We start from the raw sequence: 22,519 nt of genomic DNA on the forward strand, positions 1-22,519 counted from the left end.
AAAAGGAATTGCGGAGGATTTTGCAAGCGCGATCGGGCATATTCCGCGCCATGCAAAGCCTGACTTTGTTTCTAACCGTAACACTTATTACGGCTCTCCTCATCGGCTGGTTTGAGGTGGTATGCTTCCTGCACAAATTCTCCCTTGCACGAGTGAGACCACGTTCTTTGCGTCAATACCGTGAACACACGCACTGCCAATGTGCAGTCGGTGACGCAAATGAACAAGTCATATAAACATATGGTGCAACCGAGCACGCCCACGCGGACAGCAAGATCCGCGAGCGACGCTCCGTCACAGCAGCCCCGGTCCGGCTGCGTGGAGAACAGCATGAATTTCGAAGAACTGAGCGACGACGAGTGGATGTTGGTGTCCTCGCTCGTATCCGATGAACCGCCTATACGGCTCAACCGCCGCGGCCGCCCGCGCGCGGAGCCGCGCGTCGTGGCAAACGCCGTGCTGTGGATCTTGACGACCGGTGAATCCTGGTCGCGCCTGCCCGCACGTTATCCGTCCGGACCGACTTGCCGTCGCCGTTTCGAGGACTGGCACGTGAGCGGCACGCTCCTCGAACTGGTGCAGCTGCTGGCGCAGCGCGGCCGCAGCTTCGTCTATGTGCCCGAGCCTGCCCAGGCGCAGGCCGTGGCAAGCACGCCCGCGCCCGCCGTGGCGGTCGTGGTCGAAGAGACCGTCGAGGACGACGGTTTGCCCGCCGTTTACTGGAAGAGCCCGGAAGCCTGGCAGGCGCCCGCATCGCTCGCCGATGCGCCGCTCGCGGCCGACCCTATCGAGAGCATGACGCGCCAGCTCGCCCGTCTGGACGAGGCTTTGGCCAAGGCGCAGCATCCACCCCGGCAGCGCACGCCCGTCGCCAGGGCGGGGCACGGCTCGGCCGTGGTGCGCGCGCAAGCTGACGCCAGTGCGCACGCCGCGCGCGTGAACAAGCCGCTGGCGGCTCGCACGGTCGTGCCCGAGGAAAAGTTCGAGACGGCGGATACCGCGCCGTTGGCCGAGCAGATCGCCGAATGGCGCGGCTATGTGATCCATCTGAGCGTGGAAGTCGCGCGCAATCGTTTGCATCGCGGCATGTATCGCGCGGCCGCGGAAATTCTCAAGGACGGCAAACGCATGGAGCGCTCGGGCCTGATCGGTCCGCCGTTCGAGGACGGCGACGCGGCGCGCCATTTCGCCTTTGACTGGGCACGCCAGTGGATCGAGCGCGAGGGTGCGCAGAGCACGAATGGTGGCGCTGACTTCGATGCCCCGGACAACGATCCGGGTGTTTCGCTCGCCAGCGCGAGCAGCAGCGTTGTGACGCGCACGATGCCGGTTGCGGCGCCCGCGCTCGCCACCGCTGTCGCGAGCGCCTCTACGCACGTCGCGGGCATCGTGCGGCATGCGCCGTTGCAACGCTATACCAGCAGCACCCTGCGTGCCGGTGGCGACACACGCGACGGATCGTCCTCCAGCACGACGGGCGCCGATCGCCATCCCTTCGCATCGCGCTTCAGAACGCATCTGAGCTAGGCGGCGGCCGCCGACGCAATCGGCAGCCGTTTCCACATTGCTCGTCGAACGCATCTTCCGTTTCATCTTGCTGCGCAGGCGTGCCGTCAATCGAGATCGCAGTGTTCCCGCTGCGGCTCAGCCAGTGCTGTCTCCGTTCATTATCATCAGGTACAGGGCGCGCTGGGCGCCCGGTGATGCACCCATGCGTTCAAGCCCTCGCGGGCTCGAACGCATGAGTCACTGCCGGGTCGCTGCCCGGGTCACTGCCGCCCATACTGGTCGTCCAGACGCACGATGTCGTCTTCGCCGAGGTACGAGCCGGATTGCACCTCGATGATCTCGAGCGGCATCTTGCCTGGATTTTCCAGCCGGTGCGCCACGCCCAGCGGAATATAGGCCGATTCGTTCTCCGAAACGATAAAGCGTTCCTCGCCGCGCGTGACCAGCGCCGTGCCGCGCACGACGACCCAGTGTTCGGCGCGATGATGGTGCATCTGCAAGGACAGCCGTGCGCCGGGCTCGACCACGATGCGCTTGACCTGGAAGCGCTCGCCGCTATCGACGCTGTCGTAATGGCCCCACGGGCGATGCACCAGACGGTGCGCGACGGCTTCGCTGCGGCGCTGCGATTTCAGGCGCTGGACGATCTTCTTGACGTCCTGGGCACGCGAGCGGTCGGCCACGAGCACGGCGTCGGCGGTTTCGACCACCACCAGGTTCTCGGTGCCCAGGCACGCGATCAGGCGGCCGTCCGAGTGGGCGAAGGTATCGCTCGCACCTTCGAACATGACTTCGCCCTGCGCCACATTGCCGGCGTCGTCCTTCGGCGCGACCTGCCAGACCGTGTCCCACGAACCGAGGTCGGTCCAGCCCGCTGCGAGCGGCACGACCACGCCGCTGGCGATCGAGGTGTCGCCCGACAGCGACTCCATCACCGCGTAGTCAATCGAGTTCGACGGCGAGCGCGCGAAGCACTCGGGGTCGACACGGAAGAAGTCGCCGTCGCCTTTGCCTTGTTCGACAGCCGCTGCACAGGCCTCGTAAATCGCCGGCTGGAAGTGGCGGATGGCCTTGAGCCACGTCGACGCGCGCACGATGAAGATGCCGCTGTTCCACCAGTAGCGCTGCGAGGCGACGTACTGTTGGGCGAGTTCGATATAAGGCTTTTCGACGAAGCCGTTCAGACGCCGCGCGCCATTCGGCTCTTGCATGGCGAGCGGTTCGCCTACGTGAATATAGCCGTAGCCCGTTTCCGGGCGTGTGGGCACGATGCCCATCGTGACGATCTGGCCGTTGGCCGCGTGGCGCACACCGTCTGCGACTGCGGCCTGAAACGCTTCGAGATCCGCGAGTGCGTGGTCAGCGGGCATCACGACGAGGATGCCGTCCTCTTGCGTCGACGTCACGGACAACGCCGCGATCGTCAGCGCCGGGGCCGTGTCGCGCGCGAGCGGTTCGAGAATCAGGCGTGCTTCCTTGCCGGCCGCGCGCACCTGGTCGGCGGTGGTGAAACGGTGCTCTTCGTTGCACACGATCGTGAGCTTGTCGGCGAGGGGCACGCGCTCGGCCAGCGCGTCGAGACGGCCTGCCGTATCCGCGAGCAGCGAACGCTCGCCGACGAGGTTGATCATCTGCTTGGGGTATTGCTCGCGCGACAGCGGCCACAGCCGCGAACCCGCGCCGCCTGCCAATACGACAGGGCAGACCTGCAATGCGTTGCGCGAATCGCCATGCGTCTGAACCGCGCGTGCCGAGGCCGTTGCGGAACCCGTATCCGTCATCTCGCTCTCCTGAAAGGGGTTTCGGTTCTGCGATTTGTAGCATGCATAAAATTGCAATAAAAAGAGTCGTAAAGAAGAAAACGGAAAATATTCGGATTAAATTAAAAAATGCCGATTCATGATGAATAGATCCGAATAAAAAATAGAAGAAAAATAAAGAGCGAGATGGAATTGTTGCGAAATAAATCAAGCGTGCACGTAAGTTGTTCGGCAAATTTTTCCACATGGAGGAAGGCCGCAAAGGCTTGGCAGGCGGTACTTCAGGCAATCGTTGCCGAAAAAAATGCCTAAAAAATAGGTCGTTAGCATCGAAACATTTGGAGATACTTTTTGACCTTGCGCGCGGAATTTTTATAGCGCTTTATTAGGGTTTATTCGGATGCGATTCGTGAGCGCTGGAGCGATTCCGGCGTATTTCCCCAAATTCCTGTAGCGGCGGCCATGATGCAAAACGCGTGGCTGCATTTCATTTTTTTTAACCGAGGTGCCGGACATGCTGAGCGTTCTAGCCAGAATCATCGATGTTGCCGCCATCGCCGCCGGCGCGCTGCTCGCGGCCGCCCTGCACCACGGACGGTTCGCGGCGCTCTCCGATGTGGAGAGCGTGGCGCTTGCCTTCAACTGCGTGCTGGCGATCTGGATGTTTCCCGCCTTCGGCATCTACCAGTCGTGGCGCGGCAAGTCGCTTTATGTGCTGGCGGCACGCGTGTGCGCTGCGTGGATTGCCGTGGAATGCACGGGCATCCTGCTGAGCTTCAGCGTGCACCGCGCCGACTCGCTCTCGCGCGTCTGGCTTGCCTACTGGGTGGTGGCGTCGGTCGCGTTGCTGATCCTATCGAAGGCGCTCGTGCACATGGTGCTGCGCAGCCTGCGCCGCGAGGGCTATAACCTGAAGACGGTTGCGGTGGTGGGCGGCCCGCGCTATGCGCGCTTTCTGATCGAGCAGATGAAGAGCCACCCGGCAGCGGGCTTTCATCCGGCGCTCGTGTACGACGAGGACAGCGATGCCGATGGCGATGCCCGTCTCGACGGCGTGCCGGTCGAGCGCAACCTGCAAGCGATGCTCGAATTCGTGCGCGAGCATGAGGTCCGCGAACTGTGGCTCGCGCTGCCGATCACGAAGGAGCGCACGATTCACCGCATCGTCATGGCGATGCGCAACGACTTCGTGAACATCCGCTTCATCCCCGATGTGCGCAGCCTCTCGTTCTTCAGTCAGCCCGTGGTGGATCTGCTGGGTGTGCCGGCGATCAATCTGGCCGCTTCGCCGGTCACCGATCTGAGCGTGCTGCCCAAGCGTGTGTTCGACATCGCCTTCGCGGGCGCCGTGTTGATCGCGCTCGCGCCGCTCTTCGCGCTGGTGGGGCTGGCGGTCAAGCTCACGTCGAAGGGCCCGGTGTTCTTCAGGCAGCGCCGCAAGGGGCTCGACGGCAACGAGTTCGAAATCTACAAGTTCCGCTCGATGAAGGTCCATGCGGAAGCCAAAGGCCAGATCACGCAGGCGCGCCGCAACGATCCGCGCGTGACACGCGTGGGCGCGTTCCTGCGCCGCACGAGCCTCGACGAGCTGCCGCAATTCATCAACGTGCTCAAGGGCGAGATGTCGGTCGTGGGACCGCGTCCGCACGCGCTGGCGCACGACGACATCTACAAGGATCTCGTGCGCGGCTACATGGCGCGCTATCGCATCAAGCCCGGCATTACCGGCTGGGCGCAGGTCAATGGCTTTCGCGGCGAAACCGATCGCGTGGAAAAGATGCGCGATCGCGTGCGCTTCGATCTGCACTACATGCAGCACTGGAGCTTCGCGCTCGATCTGCGCATCGTCGCGATGACCATGTGGAAGGGCTTCGCAGGCCAGAACGCGTACTGAGCCAACCAGGCTCGCGGCGTGTACACACAGTCGCGACCCAGGTGGAAACCAACAGGCAATCACATTTGAGGTGGGCATGAATCTGACGATCATTGGCAGCGGTTATGTGGGTCTCGTGACGGGCGCGTGTCTTGCCGACATCGGCAACGACGTCTTCTGTCTCGACGTGGACCAGCGCAAGATCGACCTGCTCAATCAAGGCATCGTGCCGATTCACGAGCCGGGCCTTCAGGAAATCATCGAGCGCAACCGCCGCGCGCGCCGGCTCACGTTCTCGACCGATGTCGAAGCCGCCGTCGCGCACGGCGACGTGCAGTTCATCGCCGTGGGCACGCCGCCCGACGAGGACGGTTCCGCCGATCTGCAATACGTGCTGAGCGCCGCGCGCAACATCGGCCGCCTGATGAACGGCTTCAAGGTGATCGTCGATAAGTCGACGGTGCCGGTCGGCACGGCGGCGCTGGTGCGCGACGCGATCGCGTCGGAGCTGCGCAAGCGCGGCGAAAGCCACATGTTCTCCGTGGTATCGAATCCGGAGTTCCTCAAGGAGGGCGCGGCCATCGACGACTTCGCGCGACCCGACCGCATCGTGCTGGGCTGCGACGAAGACGTGCCCGGCGAGCGCGCGCGCGAAGTGATGAAGCGCCTCTACGCACCATTCAACCGCAACCACGAACGCACGCTCTACATGGACGTGCAGTCGGCCGAGTTCACCAAGTACGCGGCTAACGCGATGCTCGCCACGCGTATTTCGTTCATGAACGAGCTGGCGAATCTGGCCGACCGCGTGGGAGCGGATATCGAAGCGGTGCGCCGTGGCATTGGTTCCGATCCGCGCATCGGTTACGACTTTCTCTATGCGGGCTGCGGTTACGGCGGCTCGTGTTTCCCGAAGGACGTCAAGGCACTGATGCGCACTGCTGAGGATTTTGGCGAGCCGCTACAGATCCTGCGCGCCGTGGAAGCGGTGAACGAAACGCAGAAGCAGGTGCTGGCACAGAAGATCGCCACGCGCTTCGGCTCCGATCTCACGGGCCGCACCTTCGGTCTCTGGGGTCTCGCCTTCAAGCCGAATACCGACGATATGCGCGAGGCGCCGAGCCGCACGCTGATCGCCGAACTGCTCGCGCGCGGCGCACGCGTGCAGGCCTACGACCCGGTCGCGGTCAAGGAAGCGCAGCGCGTGATCGCGCTCGATCTGCACAAAACGCCCGAACAGCTCGAACGCCTCGTCTATGTGGACGACGCGATGGAAGCCGCGAAGGGTGCCGATGCACTGGTGGTCGCGACCGAATGGAAGGTGTTCAAGGCGCCGGATTTCGAAACGTTGAAGACGCAACTGAAAACGCCCATCGTGTTCGACGGGCGCAATCTCTACGAGCCGCTTTCGCTGCAGGAACTCGGCATCGAGTACCACGCCGTGGGTCGCGCGAGCGCGGCGCAGGCGAGCCGCGCGCGTGCCGAGGCGGCGACGCAATCGGCCACGCCGGTGAGCGCGTAACGCGCGCCGGATAGCCGGAAAAGTCGCAAACCGAGGAGTCACAGGGCCATGTTCAACGACGTATTGATCGTCTGCCACGCGAATGTCTGCCGCTCGCCCGCGGCGGAACAGCTGTTTCGCGCGCGTCTTCGCGAGCACTTGCAGGAACGCACCCGCGAGCATTCCGGCGCGTTTCACTCGGCGGGTCTGCGCGCGCAGGAAGGCGCGGACATGGACCCGGTGATGCAACGCCTGCTCGCCGAGCGCGGCGTCGAGGTGGGCGAGCACCGCTCGCGCCGCCTCACGAGCCGCCTCGTGCGTCAGGCCGACCTCGTGCTGGTCACGGAGCGCAGCCAGGTTAGCGCGGTCGAGCGCATCGAGCCGACCGCGCGCGGCAAGGTCTATGCGCTCGGGAATTGGGAAAACTCGGACGTCGCCGATCCGCATGGTCTCGATGAGGCCACGTATCGCGAGAGTCTGGAGTTGATGGATCGTCTGGTTAAGGGATGGCTGAGCCGAATATGCCAATGAGTAAACTCAATCTGATGAGCGTGCTGGCGCTGAGCGCCTTCGTTTCCGCGTGCGCGACCGCGCCCGGCAACTACCTCGACACCTCCAGCCTCAAGGAGCAGCCGAGCAATCAGCCGCAGCAGAAGTACGACGTGCATCTGATCGACTCGCAGCTCGTCATGCAGCAGGCGCAGGCCGCGGCGGCGCAGAAGGCCGATCTGCCGCCTTCGAAGTACACGTCGCCGACCGACTACGTCTATCACATCGCGCCGCAGGACATCCTCGGCGTGACGGTGTACGACCACCCGGAACTCTCGACGCCGCAGGGCTCGACGTTCTCCACGGGCGGCAACACCACGCAGACGGTGGGGCAGGCGCTCACGCAGCCCTATACGAATGCGTTGTCGGGCCAGTCGGACCCCTATGGGCAGACCGTGTCGAAGGACGGCACGATTTACTTCCCGTTCGTGGGCCGCGTGATGGCGGCTGGCAAGACGCCTGGCCAGTTGCGCGATCAACTGGCTTCGGGCCTGGGGCCCTACATCAAGAATCCGCAGGTGGACGTGCGCGTGCTCGCCTACCGCAGCCAGAAGATCCAGGTGACCGGCGACGTGAAGACGCCGGGCCCGCTGTCCATGAGCGACGTGCCGCTCACGCTGATCGACGCGATCACGCGTTCGGGCGGCAGCACCGACAACGCGGACATCAACCGCGTGCGCCTCACGCGCGGCGGCAAGCTCTATGTGCTCGACGCCAACCGCCTGCTCGATTCGGGCGATGCGACGCAAAACGTCATGCTTCAGGACGGCGACATCATCAATGTGCCGGATCGTTCGGACAGCAGAGTATTTGTGATGGGCGAAGTCAAGACGCCGATCCAGACCGGCATGATCCGCGGCAATCTCACCATTGCCGATGCGCTGACCTCCGCGGGCGGCATTCTGGATACCGATGCGAATCCGCGCCAGGTGTTCGTCATGCGCGGCATGAAGAACAACCCGACGCAGCCCGAGATCTATCGCCTCGATATGACGAAGCCCGACGCGATCATGCTGTCGTCGCAATTCCAGCTCAAGCCGATGGATGTCGTGTACGTCGGTACGGCCGCCTCGACGACGTTCAACCGCCTGTTGCAGCAGATCCTGCCAACGGTGCAGACCGTCTTCTACCTGAAGCAGATCACGCGCTAAGGGCGTGAGGTCTTTCCTCCCACGCAACACGAGTTAATACGGGATCGAAACGTGAGCATTCAAGCCAACAGTCAGGCGGCCCCGGCGGCCCGCACAGAGGAAGAGGACGTGGTCCTCGGCCAGTTGCTGCGCGTCATCATCGACGACATCGGCTGGCTCATCGCGATTGCGGCCGTGGTGACCGGCTGCGCCGTGTTCTATTGCTATGTCGCCAAGCCGGTTTATACGGCCGACACCCAGGTGCGCGTCGAACAGGCCGACTACACCTCGCAGGCCCTGACGCAAACGCAGTCGGGCGCCAACGTCGCGAGCGGCCAGCAGGGTTCGCTGCCGACGGACGCGGAAATCCAGATGATCCAGAGCCGCAGCGTGCTCGAGCCGGTCGTCCAGCAGTTCAAGCTGAACTTCGCCGTCGCGCCGGTGACCTTGCCGGTAGTCGGCAGTCTGGCCGCGCGTCTTGCAACGCCGGGCACGCCCTCGCATCCGTGGTTCGGTCTGGGCTCCTATGCGTGGGGCGGCGAAGTCATCAATGTCGATTCGATCGATGTCTCGCCCGAACTCGAAGGCCGCAAGCTCACGCTGACGGCGCTCGACAACAATCGCTTCGTGATTTCAGGCCCGGACGGCGGGCGCCTGGTCGAAGGCACGGTGGGCCAGCAGGTGCAGGGCGGCGGCGTGACGATGCTCGTGAGCCAGTTGACCGCACGTCCCGGCACGCGCTTCTCCGTCGTGCGCATGAACGACCTCGACGCGGTCACGGCCTTCCAGAATGCCGTCAAGGTGCAGGAGCAGGGCAAGCAAACCGGTGTGATCGACATCTCGCTCGAAGACACCGACGCCGAGCGCGCGGCCGAAGTGGCCAACGCAGTCGCCCAGTCGTATCTGCGCGCACACGTGGCGACCAAGCAGGCCGATGCCGGCAAGATGCTCGACTTCCTGCGCAGCGAACAGCCGCGCCTGAAGTCGGACCTCGAGAACGCCGAGGCCGCGCTCACCGCCTATCAAAGCAAGTCGGGCTCGATCAACGCGAGCGACGAAGCGAAGATCTATCTCGATGGCAGCGTGCAGTACGAGCAGCAGATTTCGGCGCTGCAATTGCAGATCGCTTCGCTGCAACAGCGCTTTGGCGACCAGCATCCGGTCCTGCTCGCAGCGCGCCAGCAGCTTGCGCAACTGCAAGGCGAGCGCGCCAAATACGACACCAAGTTCCGCGACCTGCCTGCGACCGAAGTGAAGGCCGTGCAGTTGCAGCGCGACGCGAAGGTGGCCGAAGACATCTACGTGCTGCTGCTCAACCGTATCCAGGAGCTGTCGGTGCAGCGCGTGGGCACGGGCGGCAACGTGCATATCGTCGATCCGGCGATGCGTCCGGGCAAGCCCTCGAAGCCCAAGAAGCTGCTGATCGTCTCGGCGGCCGCGATGCTCGGCCTGATTCTCGGCACCGGCTTCGTGCTGATGCGCCGGAACATGTTCAAGGGCATCGTCGATCCGGACGTCATCGAACGCAATTTCCAGTTGCCCGTCTATGGCATCGTGCCGCTCTCGACGGAACAGGCAGTGCTGGAAAAGCGCGCGCCGGTGCGCGGCGGCACACGCCTGCGCGAAGTGCTCGCGAGCGCCGCGCCCAAGGACCTGACGGTCGAAAGCCTGCGCTCCTTGCGCACCTCGTTGCAGTTCAGCGTGATGGACGCGCGCAATCATGTGGTCGCGCTCACGGGCTCGGTGCCAGGCGTCGGCAAGAGTTTCCTCACGGCGAATCTGGCCGTGCTGCTGGCGCACTCGGGCAAGCGCGTGCTGATGATCGACGGCGACATGCGCCGCGGCGCGCTCGAACGCTATCTGGGCGGCTCGCAGGAAAACGGCTTTTCCGAGTTGCTCTCGGGGCAGATTGCGCTGGACGAGGCCATTCGTGCGACCGAAGTGGACAACCTGCACTTCATCTCGTGCGGCCGCCGTCCGCCTAACCCCTCCGAGTTGCTGATGTCGCCGCGCCTTGGCCAGTACCTCGAAGGCCTCGCGAAGCGCTACGACATCCTGCTCGTCGACACGCCGCCGGTGCTGGCCGTGACCGACGCCGCCATCATCGGCGGCCATGCGGGCTCGACCTTCGTCGTGCTGCGCTCGGGCATCCATACCGAAGGCGAGATTGCCGACACGCTCAAACGCCTGCGCAATACGGGCGTGCGCGTGACGGGCGGCATCTTCAACGGTGTGCCGGCGCGCGCACGCGGCAGCTACGGCTATGGCTACGACGCCGTGCAGGAATACCTGAGTGCATGATGAAGGAGGAACACGCAATGAAAGTGACCGTCCTCGTGCCGACGTATCGGCGTCCTGAAGATCTTTCGCGCTGCCTTTCGGCGCTGCTGCGCCAGCAGCGCGCGCCCGATCAGATCGTGGTGGTGGCGCGCGCCGACGACGCGGCCACGCATGCCTGCCTCGCCGACCATGTGACGCCGCGCGTGCTCAACGTGGAAGTGGCGACGGTGGAGGAGCCCGGCCAGGTGGCCGCGCTCAATCGTGGCCTCGAAGCCGCGACGGGCGACGTGATCGCCATCACCGACGACGATGCCGCGCCGCGCCCCGACTGGGTGGCGCGCATCGCCGCGCACTTCGGGGCCGACGCGAAGCTTGGCGCGCTAGGCGGACGTGACTGGGTGCACGAAGAGGGCCGCGTGCTCGACGGCGAACGCGAACTGGTCGGGCGCGTGCAGCGTACTGGACGCATCGTCGGCAATCATCACCTGGGCGTGGGCGGAGCGCGCGAAGTCGACCTGCTCAAGGGCGCCAACATGAGCTACCGGCGCGCGGCCATTGGCGATTTGCGCTTCGACCGCCGTTTGCGCGGCACCGGCGCGCAGACGCACAACGATATGGCCTTCAGCATGGGTGTGAAGCGCGCGGGCTGGAAGCTTGTCTACGACCCGCTCGTGGCGGTCGATCACTATCCCGCGCCTCGTCCCGGCGAAGATCCGCGCAATGCGCAGACGCTCGCTTCGATCCGCAACGGCGCCTACAACTTCCATCTGATCCTGCGCGGTCACCTCGCGCCGCTGCATCGCGAAACGGCCTGGTGGTGGTGGGCGCTGATCGGTACGCGCGTCTATCCCGGTCTGTTGCATACGAGTCTTGGGGCGCTGCGCTCGGGCGCGGCGGGCGCGGCATTCGCGCGCTGGCGCGCCGTGCGCGGCGGCGCTCGCGAAGCGCGCCGCGCGCTCGCCTGAGATTACGCAAGCACGTCGATAGGTCGCTTCGCGATTCATCGACGTGCCGGCACACGACATTACGGAGGACCCCGAATGAGTGGTACGACCGTCCACGTGCATCTGTTTTATGGCGCCGATCCGCGTCACTATCGCAAGGGTGAGAATATCGGCAGCCTCTATGGCTACCATCACGCGGAATCCGCGGACCTTGCGCTCAATTATGCTCAGGACTCGCGCGAAGGCGCACCGGTTCGCTTCGCGCGCCGTGCGTTGAAAGCCGCGCTGGGTTTCGACTTCATCCACGCGTGGCGCAATCGCCGCGCCATGCTCGAATCGGACGTGATCTGGACGCATACGGAGCAGGAGCATCTGGCCGTTGCGCTGGTCTTGCTGATGCAGGCAAAGAAGGGCGGAGCGCGTCCGCTGCTGCTCGCGCAGAGCGTGTGGCTGCTGGACCGCTGGCCGGGCTATGGCGCGCTGCGTCGCGCCCTCTACAAGCGTCTGCTCGCACGCGCCGACCGGCTCACCACGCTCGCCAGCGAAAACGCGGCGCTCTGCAAGGACTTCTTCGGCCGCTCAGCGACACCGCTGTTGTATGGGCTGAACACACTCGACTTCCCGCTGTGTCCGCCCTCGCACTGGAAGCCGCATACGCCCGTGCGCGTGGCGGCGATCGGCAATGACCGCGACCGCGACTGGACCACGCTCGTGGCCGCCTTGCGCGACGACGCGCGCTACGAAGTGCGCATCGCCACGCGTCGGCGCATGCCCGCGTCCGCGCGCGCGGCTAACGTGGAAATCGTGCGTGTCTCGGGCATCCAGCAGCAGCACGCGCTCTATGACTGGGCCGATATCATCGTCGTGCCGCTGCGCCCCAATACGCACGCCTCGGGCATCACGGTCATGCTGGAGGCGGCGGCGCTCGGCAAGCCCATGATCGTCACGAAAGTGGGCGCGCTCGACGATTACTTCGACGACCAGGCCGCGTTCTATGTCGAGCCGTTCAACGTGCAGCAGTTGCGCGATGCGGTCAACGCGCTCGTGGACGATCCTGCACGGGCGCTCGCCCAGGCGCGCGAGGCCTGCGAGCAACTGCGCACGCGCGACCTCACGACCGAGAACTACGCGCGCCAGCACGCGCAACTCACGCGCGAGATGCTGCTCGAACGCGACCCGCGCAAGCAGGCCGCCGCACGGGTAAATGGGGCAGCGGGCGTGACCGGCCAGATGCCGCGCGGGATGTGATCATGCGTGTGCCGTCTGCTTTCCCGGCCCCCATGCCTCCTGGCGCACCTTCCGCGCCTTCCGAGCCTGCGCAGAAGTCGGGCCTGCGCCGCGCGATGGGCCGCGATACGCTGCCGGTGATCGCATTGTGGGCCGTCACCGCGTTGCTGATCCTCGCGCATCAGGGCTCGGTCCTCACGCTCGCGTTTCCGGCGCTCGCCATCGCTACGGGCCTGTGGCTCTATTTCGTGAATCCGGTGCGCTATGTCGGCTTCATGTGGTGGCTGTGGTTCCTGAGCCCCGAAGTGCGCCGCCTCGCCGACTACGGCAAGGGCGGTTTCACGCCGACGAGCCTGATCCAGGTCGCCCCGCTCGCCGTCACGATGATCAGCGGACTGTCGCTGCTGCGCTACTACCCCGTACTTGCGCAGCGGCGTGGGCTGCCGCTCCTGCTGGCCTTGCTCGGCATCGGCTATGGCTTCGTCGTGGGCGTGGTGGCGAACGGGCCCGCTGCGGCGGTATTCGATCTTGCCAACTGGGTCTATCCGCTGCTGATCGGCTTTCACATCATGGTCCTCACGCGGCAGTATGAAGAGTGTCGCGAGACCATCGTGAATACCTTCATCTACGGCATGCTCGTCATGGGCGCCTACGGGCTCGTGCAGTTCTTCATCATGCCGCCGTGGGACGCGATGTGGATGATCGGCTCCGACATGAACTCGCAGGGCGACCCCGTGCCGCTGGGCGTGCGCGTGTTCAGCACGATGAATTCGTCAGGACCGTTCGCCTTCGCGATGATGGGCGCGATGGTGCTCGTGATGGCCGCGAACCATCGCGTGCGCTGGGTCGCGGCGGCCTTCGGCTTCTTTTCCTTTGCGCTCTCGCTCGTGCGTTCGACGTGGGGCGGCTGGGCTATCGCGATGGTGATCCAGCTGATGAAGTCGAGCAACAAGGTGCGCATTCGCATCATCGTGAGCGCGTTCGTGCTCGCGGGCGTTTGCGTGCCGCTGCTGACCTTCGGGCCGGTGGCCGACCGCATGCAGCAACGCCTGAACACGCTCGTCAATCTGAGCGACGACCAGAGCTACGAAGCGCGCAACCAGTTCTACGCCGACTTCGCCAAAACCGCCTTTACCGATGTGCAGGGCGAGGGCCTGGGCGCGACCGGCGCCTCCACGAAGCTCTCAAGCAGCAACGGCCAACTCGGCCAGTACGGCAGCTTCGACAGCGGCGTGATGAACATTCCGTTCGTGCTCGGCTGGCCCGGCACGCTCATGTACATGTCCGGCGTGCTGTGGCTCATCGCGCGCGCGGTGCGCGGCGCGCTGCGCATGCCCGACGACCGCTACGTCTGCGCGAGCCTGAGCCTGATGGTGTCGATTTTCGCCATGCTGGTGTTCACCAATTCGCTGGTCGGTACGGGCGGTCTGCTGCTGTTTTCCAGTGTTTTTTCCATTCTCAGCGCGGGGCACTGGCGCAAGATGACGCGGCGCCAGGCCAGCTTTATCACCCCGACAACGGAGGTTTCCGATTGAGAGTCGCAATCGTCACGCATGTGGTGCGCCATAACGACGGCCAGGGGCGCGTCAACCATGAAATCGCGCGCGCGGCGCTCGACGAAGGGTTCGAAGTCACGCTAGTGGCTTCGCACGTCGCGCCGGAATTGCTTGCCCATCCGAAGGTGAAATGGGTGCGCGTGCAACCGTCCCGTCTGTGGCCCACCAATCTGCTGCGTCAGCAGGTCTTCGCGCTCAAGAGCGCGCTGTGGCTCAAGCGCCATCGCCGCGAGTACGACGTGCTGCACGTCAACGGCTTCATCACCTGGGCGCGCGCCGACGTCAATACCGCGCACTTCGTGCATGGTGGCTGGGCGCGCAGCCAGTACTACCCGTTCGGGCTCACGCGCGGCGTGTGGTCGGCGTATCAATTCGTCTACACACGCGTCAATGCGGTGCTGGAGCGCTGGGCTTACCGCCGCTCGCGCGTGATCACGGCGGTGTCGCGCAAGGTGGCCGACGAGATTCGCGCCTGCGGCGGCGATCCGCTCGAACGGCTCGACGTGATCTATAACGGCGTGGATACGCGCGGCTTTGCCTCGGCTGACGCGGATCGCGCGAAATTCGAGCTGCCCGCCGATAAATTCCTGCTGCTATTCGTGGGCGATCTGCGCACGCCGCGCAAGAATCTGGGCACGGTGCTGCACGCGCTCAAGCAGTTGCCCGAGCGTGTGCATCTGGCGGTGGCCGGCTATCTGCCGGGCAGCCCCTATCCCGAGATGGCGCGCGAACTGGGCATCGCGTCGCGCGTGCATTTTCTTGGCCTCGTACGCGAGATGCCGGTGCTCATGCGCAGCGTCGATACTTACGTCTTTCCTTCGCGCTACGAAGCAATGAGCCTTTCGCTGCTGGAAGCGATGGCGTCGGGCTTGCCTGTGGTCACGGCGCGTACGGCGGGTGGTGCGGAAATCATTACGCCCGATTGCGGCATCGTGCTCGAAGACCCTGACGACGCGAAGGCGCTCGCAGGCGCCATCCAGCAGCTCGCCGACGATACGCCGCGCCGCGAGGCAATGGGTGCGGCCGCCGCGGAACTGGCGGGGAGCTTCGGCTGGGCCCGCATGGCCGCGCAGTACATCGCGCTCTATCGCCAGCTCGCAGGCGACGCGGGCGCCACGGTGCGCCATGAAGATTTTGCCGAGTCACGCGCCGAACCGGCCGCGCGAACGCTCGCACAGCCCCTGCCGCGCGCAGAGACAACCTGAAACTCCTATCCGCCCGCAGGGGTGCATAACAAGGACACGCGATGACGAAACATTCCATCCATTCGCTACAGATCGGCATGCATTGGTTCCCCGAGCGCGCCGGCGGTCTCGACCGCATGTATTACTCGCTCGTGGGCGCGTTGCCTGGCGCAGGCGTGAAAGTGCGCGGCGTCGTGGCCGGCTCGCCCAAGGTGGCCGAGGACAGCGGCGGCGCGATCCAGGGCTTCGGCTCGGCCGCGCGTGCGCTGCCGTTTCGGCTCATGGATGCGCGCCGCGCGCTGCGCAGCGAGATCCGCCGCCATCGCCCCGACGTGATTTCCTCGCACTTCGCGCTCTATACCTTCCCGGGACTCGACGTGACGCGCGGCATTCCGCAAGTCTCGCATTTCCAGGGGCCGTGGGCCGACGAAAGCTTCGTCGAAGGGGCCGCCACGCTGAGCCAGCGCATCAAGCATTCGCTGGAACAATCGGTGTACGAACGATCGTCGCGACTCATCGTGCTGTCGAAGGCGTTCGGCGACATTCTCACGAAGCGCTATGCGATCTCACCCGAGCGCGTGCGCATCGTGCCGGGCTGTGTGGACACGGCGCATTTCGATCCGGCCTGTTCGCAGGGCGAGGCGCGCCTGCGCCTGCAATTGCCGCAAAACCGTCCGATCGTGCTGGCTGTGCGCCGCCTCGTGCGCCGCATGGGGCTGGAAGATCTGATCGATGCCGTGAAGCAGGTCAAGCAACGCCACCCCGACATTCTGCTGCTGATCGCAGGGCGAGGCCGTCTGGAAGCGGAGCTGCAACAGCGTATCGACGCGGCGGATCTCACCGACAACGTCAAGCTGCTGGGCTTCGTGCCCGACGCGCATCTGCCTTCGCTCTATCGCGCCGCGACGTTGAGCGTCGTGCCCACGGTGGCGCTCGAAGGCTTCGGGCTCATCACGGTGGAATCGCTGTCGGCGGGCACGCCTGTGCTGGTTACGCCAGTGGGTGGTCTGCCTGAAGCGGTGGCCGGCTTGTCGCCGGATCTCGTGTTGCCGGAGACGGGCGCGGCTGCCATCGCCGACGGCATCGACGCGGCGCTTTCAGGCCGCATCAAGCTGCCCGACGAACAAGCCTGCAAGGCCTATGCGCGCGAACACTTCGACAATGCGGTGATCGCAAAGCGCGTAGCGGATGTCTATGCCGAAGCGATTGCGGCTCATTGAAGTCCACTAGCGTAGCAAGCAAAACGCCGCTCGAATGAGCGGCGTTTTGGGTGCACATGCAGACGAAGCGATTTCAGGCGGGCCGCAGGCGATTGCGCGCTTCCTCGTACATCCAGCGCAAGGTCTCCTCGATGGGTGTGCGCTCGCTTTTACCAATCAACGTGCTCAGCTTCGCATTCGAGCCGACGAGGTGACGCACCTCGTTAGCCCGTACGAAACGCGGGTCGATCTTCACTTCGATCGCATAGCCCGCAATGCGTGCGAGCGTGGCCAGCAACTCGTTGAGTGTCCAGCCCGAACCCGAGCAGACATTCACGGTCTTGCCGCGCGGCGCGACGGCAATGAGCCTGGCGTAGGCATCGACCACATCGCGCACATCGGAGAAGTCGCGGCTCACGTCGGTGTTGCCGAGCGAGATCGAACGGTCGCCGCGCGCGTAGTGCTCGACGATCTTGGGCAGCAGAAAGTCGGTGCTCTGGCCCACGCCCGTGTAGTTGAAAGGCCGGGCGATCACCAGCGGCAACTGCGCGTTCCAGCGCTTCGCGACGTACTCCATCGCGAGCTTGCTGACCGCGTAGTCGTTGGCCGGTTGCGGCGCGACGGTCTCGTCGATGATGCCGGGCGTGACGTTGCCATAGACGTTCGCGCTGCTGGCGATCAGCACCGCGCGCGGCGTATGGCGCTGATGAGCGACGGCTTCGAGCAGGTTGCGCGTGCCTACCACGTTGACCACATAGGTGCGCGCGACATCGCCGTCGGCGACGTTGGCGACGGCCGCGAGATGCACTACGACGTCGGGCTGCACGGTCTCGACCGCGTGCGCAAGCCCTTCGCGGTCGAGCAGGTCGGTAGCGAGCGGCGTGGCCGCGCCGGGCAACTCACCCGCGTTGAGGGTTTCGCCGGCCCGCACGGTGCCCCACACGCGGTAACCGTCCGCCGCAAGGCGCGCCGCCATGTAGCGGCCCGTGAAGCCGTTGATGCCCGTGATGAGCGCGCGCGGCGCCGGGGCCGCGCTGGAAGGATCAGAACGTGTCATGTCGTTCGTTGCGTGCGAGGTCTGCCGTGACCATCATCTGGCAGAGCTGTTCGAGCGAGGTTTGCGGTTCCCAGCCGAGCTTGCTGCGCGCCTTGTCGGCGTTGCCGATCAACAGTTCGACTTCGGCGGGGCGGTAGAAGCGCGGACTCACGCGCACCAGCGTGCGACCCGTGGAAATGTCGACGCCGGTTTCGCGTTCGGCACGGCCCGACCATTCGAGCTGATAACCGGCAGCGGCAAAGGCCATCGTCACGAAATCGCGCACGGTCTCGGTGCGGCCCGTTGCCAGGACATAGGTGTCGGGATCGTTGGCCTGGAGCATGCGCCACATGCCTTCGACGTATTCGGAAGCATAGCCCCAGTCGCGCTTGGCGTCGAGGTTGCCCAGTTCGAGCACGCTCTGTTTGCCGAGCTTGATCTTGGCGACGGCGTCGGTGATCTTGCGCGTCACGAACTCGCGCCCGCGCAACGGCGATTCGTGATTGAAGAGAATCCCGCTGGTCGCGAAGATATCGTAGGACTCGCGGTAGTTCACGGTGGACCAGTGTGCGAACAGCTTGGCGATGCCATAGGGGCTGCGCGGATAGAACGGCGTGTCCTCGCGCTGCGGCACGGCCTGCACCTTGCCGAACATTTCCGAGGTGGAGGCCTGATAAAAGCGCGCGCGCGGATTGATCACGCGGATCGCTTCGAGCAGGTTGAGCGCGCCGATGCCGGTGACTTCGGCCGTCGTAACGGGCTGATCGAACGAGACGCCTACGAAGCTTTGTGCGGCCAGATTGTAGATCTCGCCGGCCTGGGCACGTTCGAGCAGACGCAGCGTGGAGCCCGCATCGGTGAGATCGTGCTCGACGAGTTCGAGCGACGGATGATCGGTGACCCCGAGTTCGTTCATGCGCCAGAAGTTGACCGAGCTGGTGCGCCGGTAGGTGCCCACCACCTGATAGCCCTTGTCGAGCAGCAGTTTGGTCAGATACGCGCCGTCCTGGCCGGATACGCCGGTGATGATCGCTTTGCGTCGTTCGTTCATGTGTGTGCCTTTGAAGTAGCGAACGTGATAGGGAATCGGTCTTTCAGGACTGCGAGCTGGTGGCGATCACGCGATCGCGCACGGGTGCGCCGGACGTAATGCGACGGTTCGGGCCGCGCGTGAGACGCTTTTCGAACAGGAACCAGCTTGCGCTTGCATAGACGAGCGTGAGGGCGAGCGCGATAGCGGCGCTCACGGGGCGGCTGTAGTGCAGCGGCCACACCGCATAAAGAATCGTGAGGTGAATCAGGTAGATCGTGTAGCTGATGGTGCCGATATAGACGAGCACCGGATTGCAGAGCAGGCGTTTCACCAGCCCCTTCGATTGCAGCGCGAACACCACCGCAGACGTGCAGAGCACGAGCGATACGCTGTAAAGCAGCGCGTTCGAGAGCGGCGTGTTCATGCCGCGAAAGCGCGGATAGTGCAAATGCAGCCATGCCAGCACGGCGAGGGCGGCAAAGAAGGCGATCGCCGCCGGCACCTTGAAGGGTTCGAGCGCATTGCGGTCGCGTCGCACCAGCACAGCGAGCAACGCGCCCGCGGCGAGCAGGTCCATGCGAAACGGCGTGAGGTAATAGATCGGCCAATAGGTGGCGAACCAGGGCGTCGCAATCGCGCGCAGCACCGGCACGATCACGATCAGCGAGGCGGCCACCACGGCGAGCAATCGTTGCGGCAGCAACAGCACCACGAAGGGCCAGAAAATATAGAACTGCTCTTCGACTGCGAGCGACCACAAGATGTTGAGGCTATCGTGGCCGCTCTGGCCGAGCGCATCGCCGATATTGGTGGCGAAGAACGCATACCACGGCCAGTAGCGCGCCCAGCCAAGACCGAACAACAGCGACGAAACGATCATCAGCAGGATGTACGGCGGCAGGATCCGGCGCACACGGCGCGCGTAGAAATAGCTGAAATACGACTGCCCGCGCGCCTTGCGCTCCAGCAGGATGCCGGTGATGAGAAAGCCGCTCAGCACGAAGAACAGATCGACACCCATCCACAGCGGCGCATGCAGCGCGTGCTGCGCGAATACCGCGAGCACGGCGAAGGCGCGCAGGCCGTCGAGCTGGACGATACGGTGCGAGTGTTGCGGTGGGCTGGCGAGGCTGTTGACGGTCATCGGCTATCCGGTTGATTCATGCATGCATAGTCCGATTGATTCTAGAAAGAATTAAATGCGCAAAAACCCGAAATTTATCGATCGATTTATTTTGAAAATCGAATGAAATTGAATCGGTAAATAGGGAATGCAGGCGGAAAAAATTTCCGCATGACAGTGTCGGCAAGACGGCCATTTCCCGCTGCAGTACGGTGTTTGCTGCGCTGCGCCATTTATTTCGCATTTATGCCGTAAGTGCCAGAAAGGTATGAAAAAGCACTGAATTTTTTTGAATTATTTTCGGTTTTTGTGGGGCCATTTTTATCCGGGAATGTACGGCATGATCCAGCCAGATTGCCGTCACCACGGAGGAATTGCCTTGTCGTTTCCGATTCCCGGCCACCGTATGCGCAGGACGCTGGCGTTTGCCGCGTTGAGTGCGTTCGCCTGTACGTCTTCGGTGCAGACCATTGCCGCGCCGCAACTCAATGTGACCACCTCGTGGATCGGTAACACGTATGGTTACGGCCAGGGTACGTGGATGCAGATCAACGTCACGGCGATCGCCGTCACGCCGGAAGGCAAGGTGTATACGGATGCGCCGTGGGACGAAAGCGGCGGCGAGATCAGCGTGTATCAGGATGGCCGCGCGCTGGGTTTCGCGGGTGGCACGCATGGCTGGGGCGGGCAGGGCGGTAACGCCGTGGCCGTCAATCACCGCTATCTGTACGCCGCGGTGGGCGTGGGCAACGAAAAGGGCCACCTGGTCGGCGGCGGCATCTGGCCGGACAAAGGCCGTCAATGGTTTGGCATCACACGCCGACCGCTCGACGAGCCCAAACGCGCCGCCGCGTTCCAGGCCTCGCCGCAGCCGCTCAATCCGCATGCACAGCTTGCGGGTGCGTTTCTCAAGATCGCCGATGTGCCCACGGGCACGCAATCGGCAATCGGCGGCGTTGCCGCGACCGATACGCTGCTCTACGTGAGCAACACGGCGATGAACCGCATCAAGGTCTACGACGCCAACTCGATGCAGCCCAAGGCGCAGTTCGACGTGCATGAGCCTGGCCGCATCGCGATCGCGGGCGACGGGACCTTGTGGGTGCTAACCGGCACCGCGACGGATCGAGCGCCGCACGTCGCTCACTATTCCGCCGATGGCAAGCCGCTCGGCGACACGCTTGAATTGCCGGCGGATTCGGTGGCGGTCGATCTCGCCGTCGATCCTTCGCAGCGCGTTCTCGTGGCCGACAACGGACCGCGTCAGCAGATCCTGATCTACGCACGCAACGGCAAGAGCTATACCCAAACCGGCTCGCTAGGCGAGCGCGGAGGCATTTTCGCGGGTGTGCCGGGGCGGCCGGGGCCGGGCCGCTTCAACGGCCTGACCGGCGTGGGAACGGACGCCAAGGGCAATATCTACGTGTCGACCAATGGCATCGGGCCGCGCCACGACACCATCGGCGCCGGGCTGGGCGCGACGCTCGAAAGCTATACGCCGGCTGGCAAGCGCCTCTGGAATCTCGAAGGCCTGCTATTCGTGGATGGCGCGTGGATGGACCCGGCGCGTCCCAATAGCGTCTACACGGGCAACAAGCGCTTCGAGCTGGATCTGTCCAAGCCCGCCGGGCAGGAATGGAAATACGCAGGATTCCTTTCAAACCGATTCAAGTATCCGGACGATCCCGTTTTCCATACCGATCAGTGGCCGGGCCTGCCGACCGCGCGCACCCTGAACGGTCACACCTTCCTGTTTCTCACCGACATGTACGCGGATCACCTGAAGATCTATCGCTTCGATGCGCAGCGTGACGGCGAGGTGGCGATCCCTTCGGGCTTCCTCGCGGGGCGTGAACGCCCCGTGCTGCATGTGCCGAATGCACCACCGGGCGGCGACTGGATCTGGCGCGACGCCAATGGCAACGGCGCATTCGAGAGCGACGAATTCACCCGTAATCCGGGCCGCGAAAAGCTGGGCGGCGGTTGGGGCTGGTGGATCGACACGCGCGGCGACATCTGGCGCGCGCGCGACGACAAGGGCATCTGGCGCTTCCGTTTCGGTGGGCTCGATGCGAAGGGCAATCCCGTCTACAGCTACGACAAGCTCGACAAATACGCGATTCCCGCGCCGTTTACCGAGGTGCATCGCGCGATCTACGAGCCCGAGACCGACACGCTCTACGTGACGGGCTACACGGCCGACGCACCGCACGACCCCGGCTTCTGGAAAGAAGCGGGCCGCGTGCTGGTGCGCTACGACAAATGGTCGAGCGGCAATCCGCAACAGCGCTATGTGCTGCGCCTGCCCTGGGACCCCAAGGCGAAGCCGCCGGTCACGCCCGCGGGCCTGACGGTGGAAGGCCGCTACATCTTCGTGGTCGAGCCCGCGGGCGGCGTCCACGTCTTCGACAAGGACTCCGCGAAGGAGATCGGCACCTTCGGCCCCGGCGCGGAAGTGGGCAACACGTCGGGCTGGGTGGACGTGCCGTTCGGCATCTCGGCGCATCGTCAGCCCAACGGCGAGTACCTGATCTTTGTCGAGGAAGACGCGCGCGGCAAGGTGCTGATGTACCGCTGGAAGCCGGCTTGAGCACCGGCCCGTCGCATCGCTTGAT

The 22,519-nt window shown here is 64.4% G+C and carries 16 protein-coding genes; 12 read left to right on the forward strand and 4 right to left on the reverse strand.

Annotated elements, in window-relative coordinates:
* Positions 1–330: 330 nt before the first annotated feature.
* Positions 331–1,527, forward strand: coding sequence for a transposase (locus U5782_RS00390; protein ID WP_322041888.1), 1,197 nt, complete (start codon positions 331–333; stop codon positions 1,525–1,527).
* A 242-nt stretch (positions 1,528–1,769) separates the two neighbouring features.
* Here the strand turns inward: U5782_RS00390 and U5782_RS00395 are convergent, their stop codons facing one another.
* Complete coding sequence (locus U5782_RS00395; protein ID WP_322041889.1) at positions 1,770–3,290, reverse strand: mannose-1-phosphate guanylyltransferase/mannose-6-phosphate isomerase; 1,521 nt, start codon at positions 3,288–3,290, stop codon at positions 1,770–1,772.
* A gap of 493 nt (positions 3,291–3,783) precedes the next feature.
* Between U5782_RS00395 and U5782_RS00400 the strand changes: the two genes are divergently transcribed.
* From U5782_RS00400 to U5782_RS00445, 10 genes are all read left to right on the forward strand, one after another.
* Complete coding sequence (locus tag U5782_RS00400; RefSeq protein WP_322041890.1) at positions 3,784–5,163, forward strand: undecaprenyl-phosphate glucose phosphotransferase; 1,380 nt, start codon at positions 3,784–3,786, stop codon at positions 5,161–5,163.
* A 76-nt stretch (positions 5,164–5,239) separates the two neighbouring features.
* The gene (locus U5782_RS00405; RefSeq protein WP_322041891.1) at positions 5,240–6,664 is read left to right on the forward strand and encodes a UDP-glucose/GDP-mannose dehydrogenase family protein; all 1,425 of its coding nucleotides are present in this window, start codon (positions 5,240–5,242) and stop codon (positions 6,662–6,664) included.
* Between the two features lie 48 nt (positions 6,665–6,712).
* Positions 6,713–7,174 carry a low molecular weight phosphotyrosine protein phosphatase gene (locus tag U5782_RS00410; RefSeq protein ID WP_322041892.1) on the forward strand — a complete coding sequence of 154 codons (462 nt, stop codon included), beginning with the start codon at positions 6,713–6,715 and terminating at the stop codon, positions 7,172–7,174.
* The gene (locus tag U5782_RS00415; RefSeq protein ID WP_322041893.1) at positions 7,171–8,343 is read left to right on the forward strand and encodes a polysaccharide biosynthesis/export family protein; all 1,173 of its coding nucleotides are present in this window, start codon (positions 7,171–7,173) and stop codon (positions 8,341–8,343) included. Before U5782_RS00410 ends, U5782_RS00415 begins: the two co-directional genes overlap by 4 nt.
* Before the next feature lie 51 nt (positions 8,344–8,394).
* Entirely contained in the window at positions 8,395–10,623 is a 2,229-nt protein-coding gene (locus U5782_RS00420; protein WP_322041894.1) for a polysaccharide biosynthesis tyrosine autokinase, read from the forward strand.
* Between the two features lie 17 nt (positions 10,624–10,640).
* A complete protein-coding gene (locus U5782_RS00425) occupies positions 10,641–11,567 on the forward strand; it encodes a glycosyltransferase family 2 protein (protein ID WP_322041895.1) in 927 nt (308 codons plus the stop codon).
* A gap of 75 nt (positions 11,568–11,642) precedes the next feature.
* A complete protein-coding gene (locus tag U5782_RS00430; protein ID WP_322041896.1) occupies positions 11,643–12,794 on the forward strand; it encodes a glycosyltransferase in 1,152 nt (383 codons plus the stop codon).
* Between the two features lie 2 nt (positions 12,795–12,796).
* Positions 12,797–14,308 carry a glucose-6-phosphate isomerase gene (locus tag U5782_RS00435; protein ID WP_415914216.1) on the forward strand — a complete coding sequence of 504 codons (1,512 nt, stop codon included), beginning with the start codon at positions 12,797–12,799 and terminating at the stop codon, positions 14,306–14,308.
* Positions 14,305–15,534 carry a glycosyltransferase family 4 protein gene (locus U5782_RS00440; RefSeq protein WP_322041897.1) on the forward strand — a complete coding sequence of 410 codons (1,230 nt, stop codon included), beginning with the start codon at positions 14,305–14,307 and terminating at the stop codon, positions 15,532–15,534. Before U5782_RS00435 ends, U5782_RS00440 begins: the two co-directional genes overlap by 4 nt.
* Before the next feature lie 41 nt (positions 15,535–15,575).
* Complete coding sequence (locus U5782_RS00445; RefSeq protein WP_322041898.1) at positions 15,576–16,733, forward strand: glycosyltransferase family 4 protein; 1,158 nt, start codon at positions 15,576–15,578, stop codon at positions 16,731–16,733.
* Positions 16,734–16,806: 73 nt separating this feature from the next.
* On the opposite strand, the gene U5782_RS00450 is transcribed toward U5782_RS00445, so the two are convergent.
* The 3 genes from U5782_RS00450 to U5782_RS00460 are packed head-to-tail and all read right to left on the reverse strand — an operon-like array spanning position 16,807 to position 19,925.
* Positions 16,807–17,769 (reverse strand): GDP-mannose 4,6-dehydratase, encoded by a 963-nt coding sequence (locus tag U5782_RS00450; RefSeq protein WP_322041899.1) that lies wholly within the window; start codon positions 17,767–17,769, stop codon positions 16,807–16,809.
* Positions 17,756–18,799, reverse strand: a complete 1,044-nt coding sequence (gene gmd / locus U5782_RS00455; protein WP_322041900.1) for a GDP-mannose 4,6-dehydratase — start codon at positions 18,797–18,799, stop codon at positions 17,756–17,758. The genes U5782_RS00450 and gmd overlap by 14 nt, the downstream gene beginning before the upstream one ends.
* A gap of 43 nt (positions 18,800–18,842) precedes the next feature.
* The gene (locus tag U5782_RS00460; protein ID WP_322041901.1) at positions 18,843–19,925 is read right to left on the reverse strand and encodes an acyltransferase; all 1,083 of its coding nucleotides are present in this window, start codon (positions 19,923–19,925) and stop codon (positions 18,843–18,845) included.
* A 385-nt stretch (positions 19,926–20,310) separates the two neighbouring features.
* Here U5782_RS00460 and U5782_RS00465 point away from each other — a divergent pair, with 385 nt between their 5' ends.
* Positions 20,311–22,494: a hypothetical protein gene (locus U5782_RS00465; protein ID WP_322042505.1), complete on the forward strand. Its 2,184-nt coding sequence runs from the start codon at positions 20,311–20,313 to the stop codon at positions 22,492–22,494.
* Positions 22,495–22,519: the final 25 nt, after the last annotated feature.

Source organism: Paraburkholderia sp. J67, from assembly GCF_905220265.1.
Lineage (GTDB): Bacteria > Pseudomonadota > Gammaproteobacteria > Burkholderiales > Burkholderiaceae > Paraburkholderia.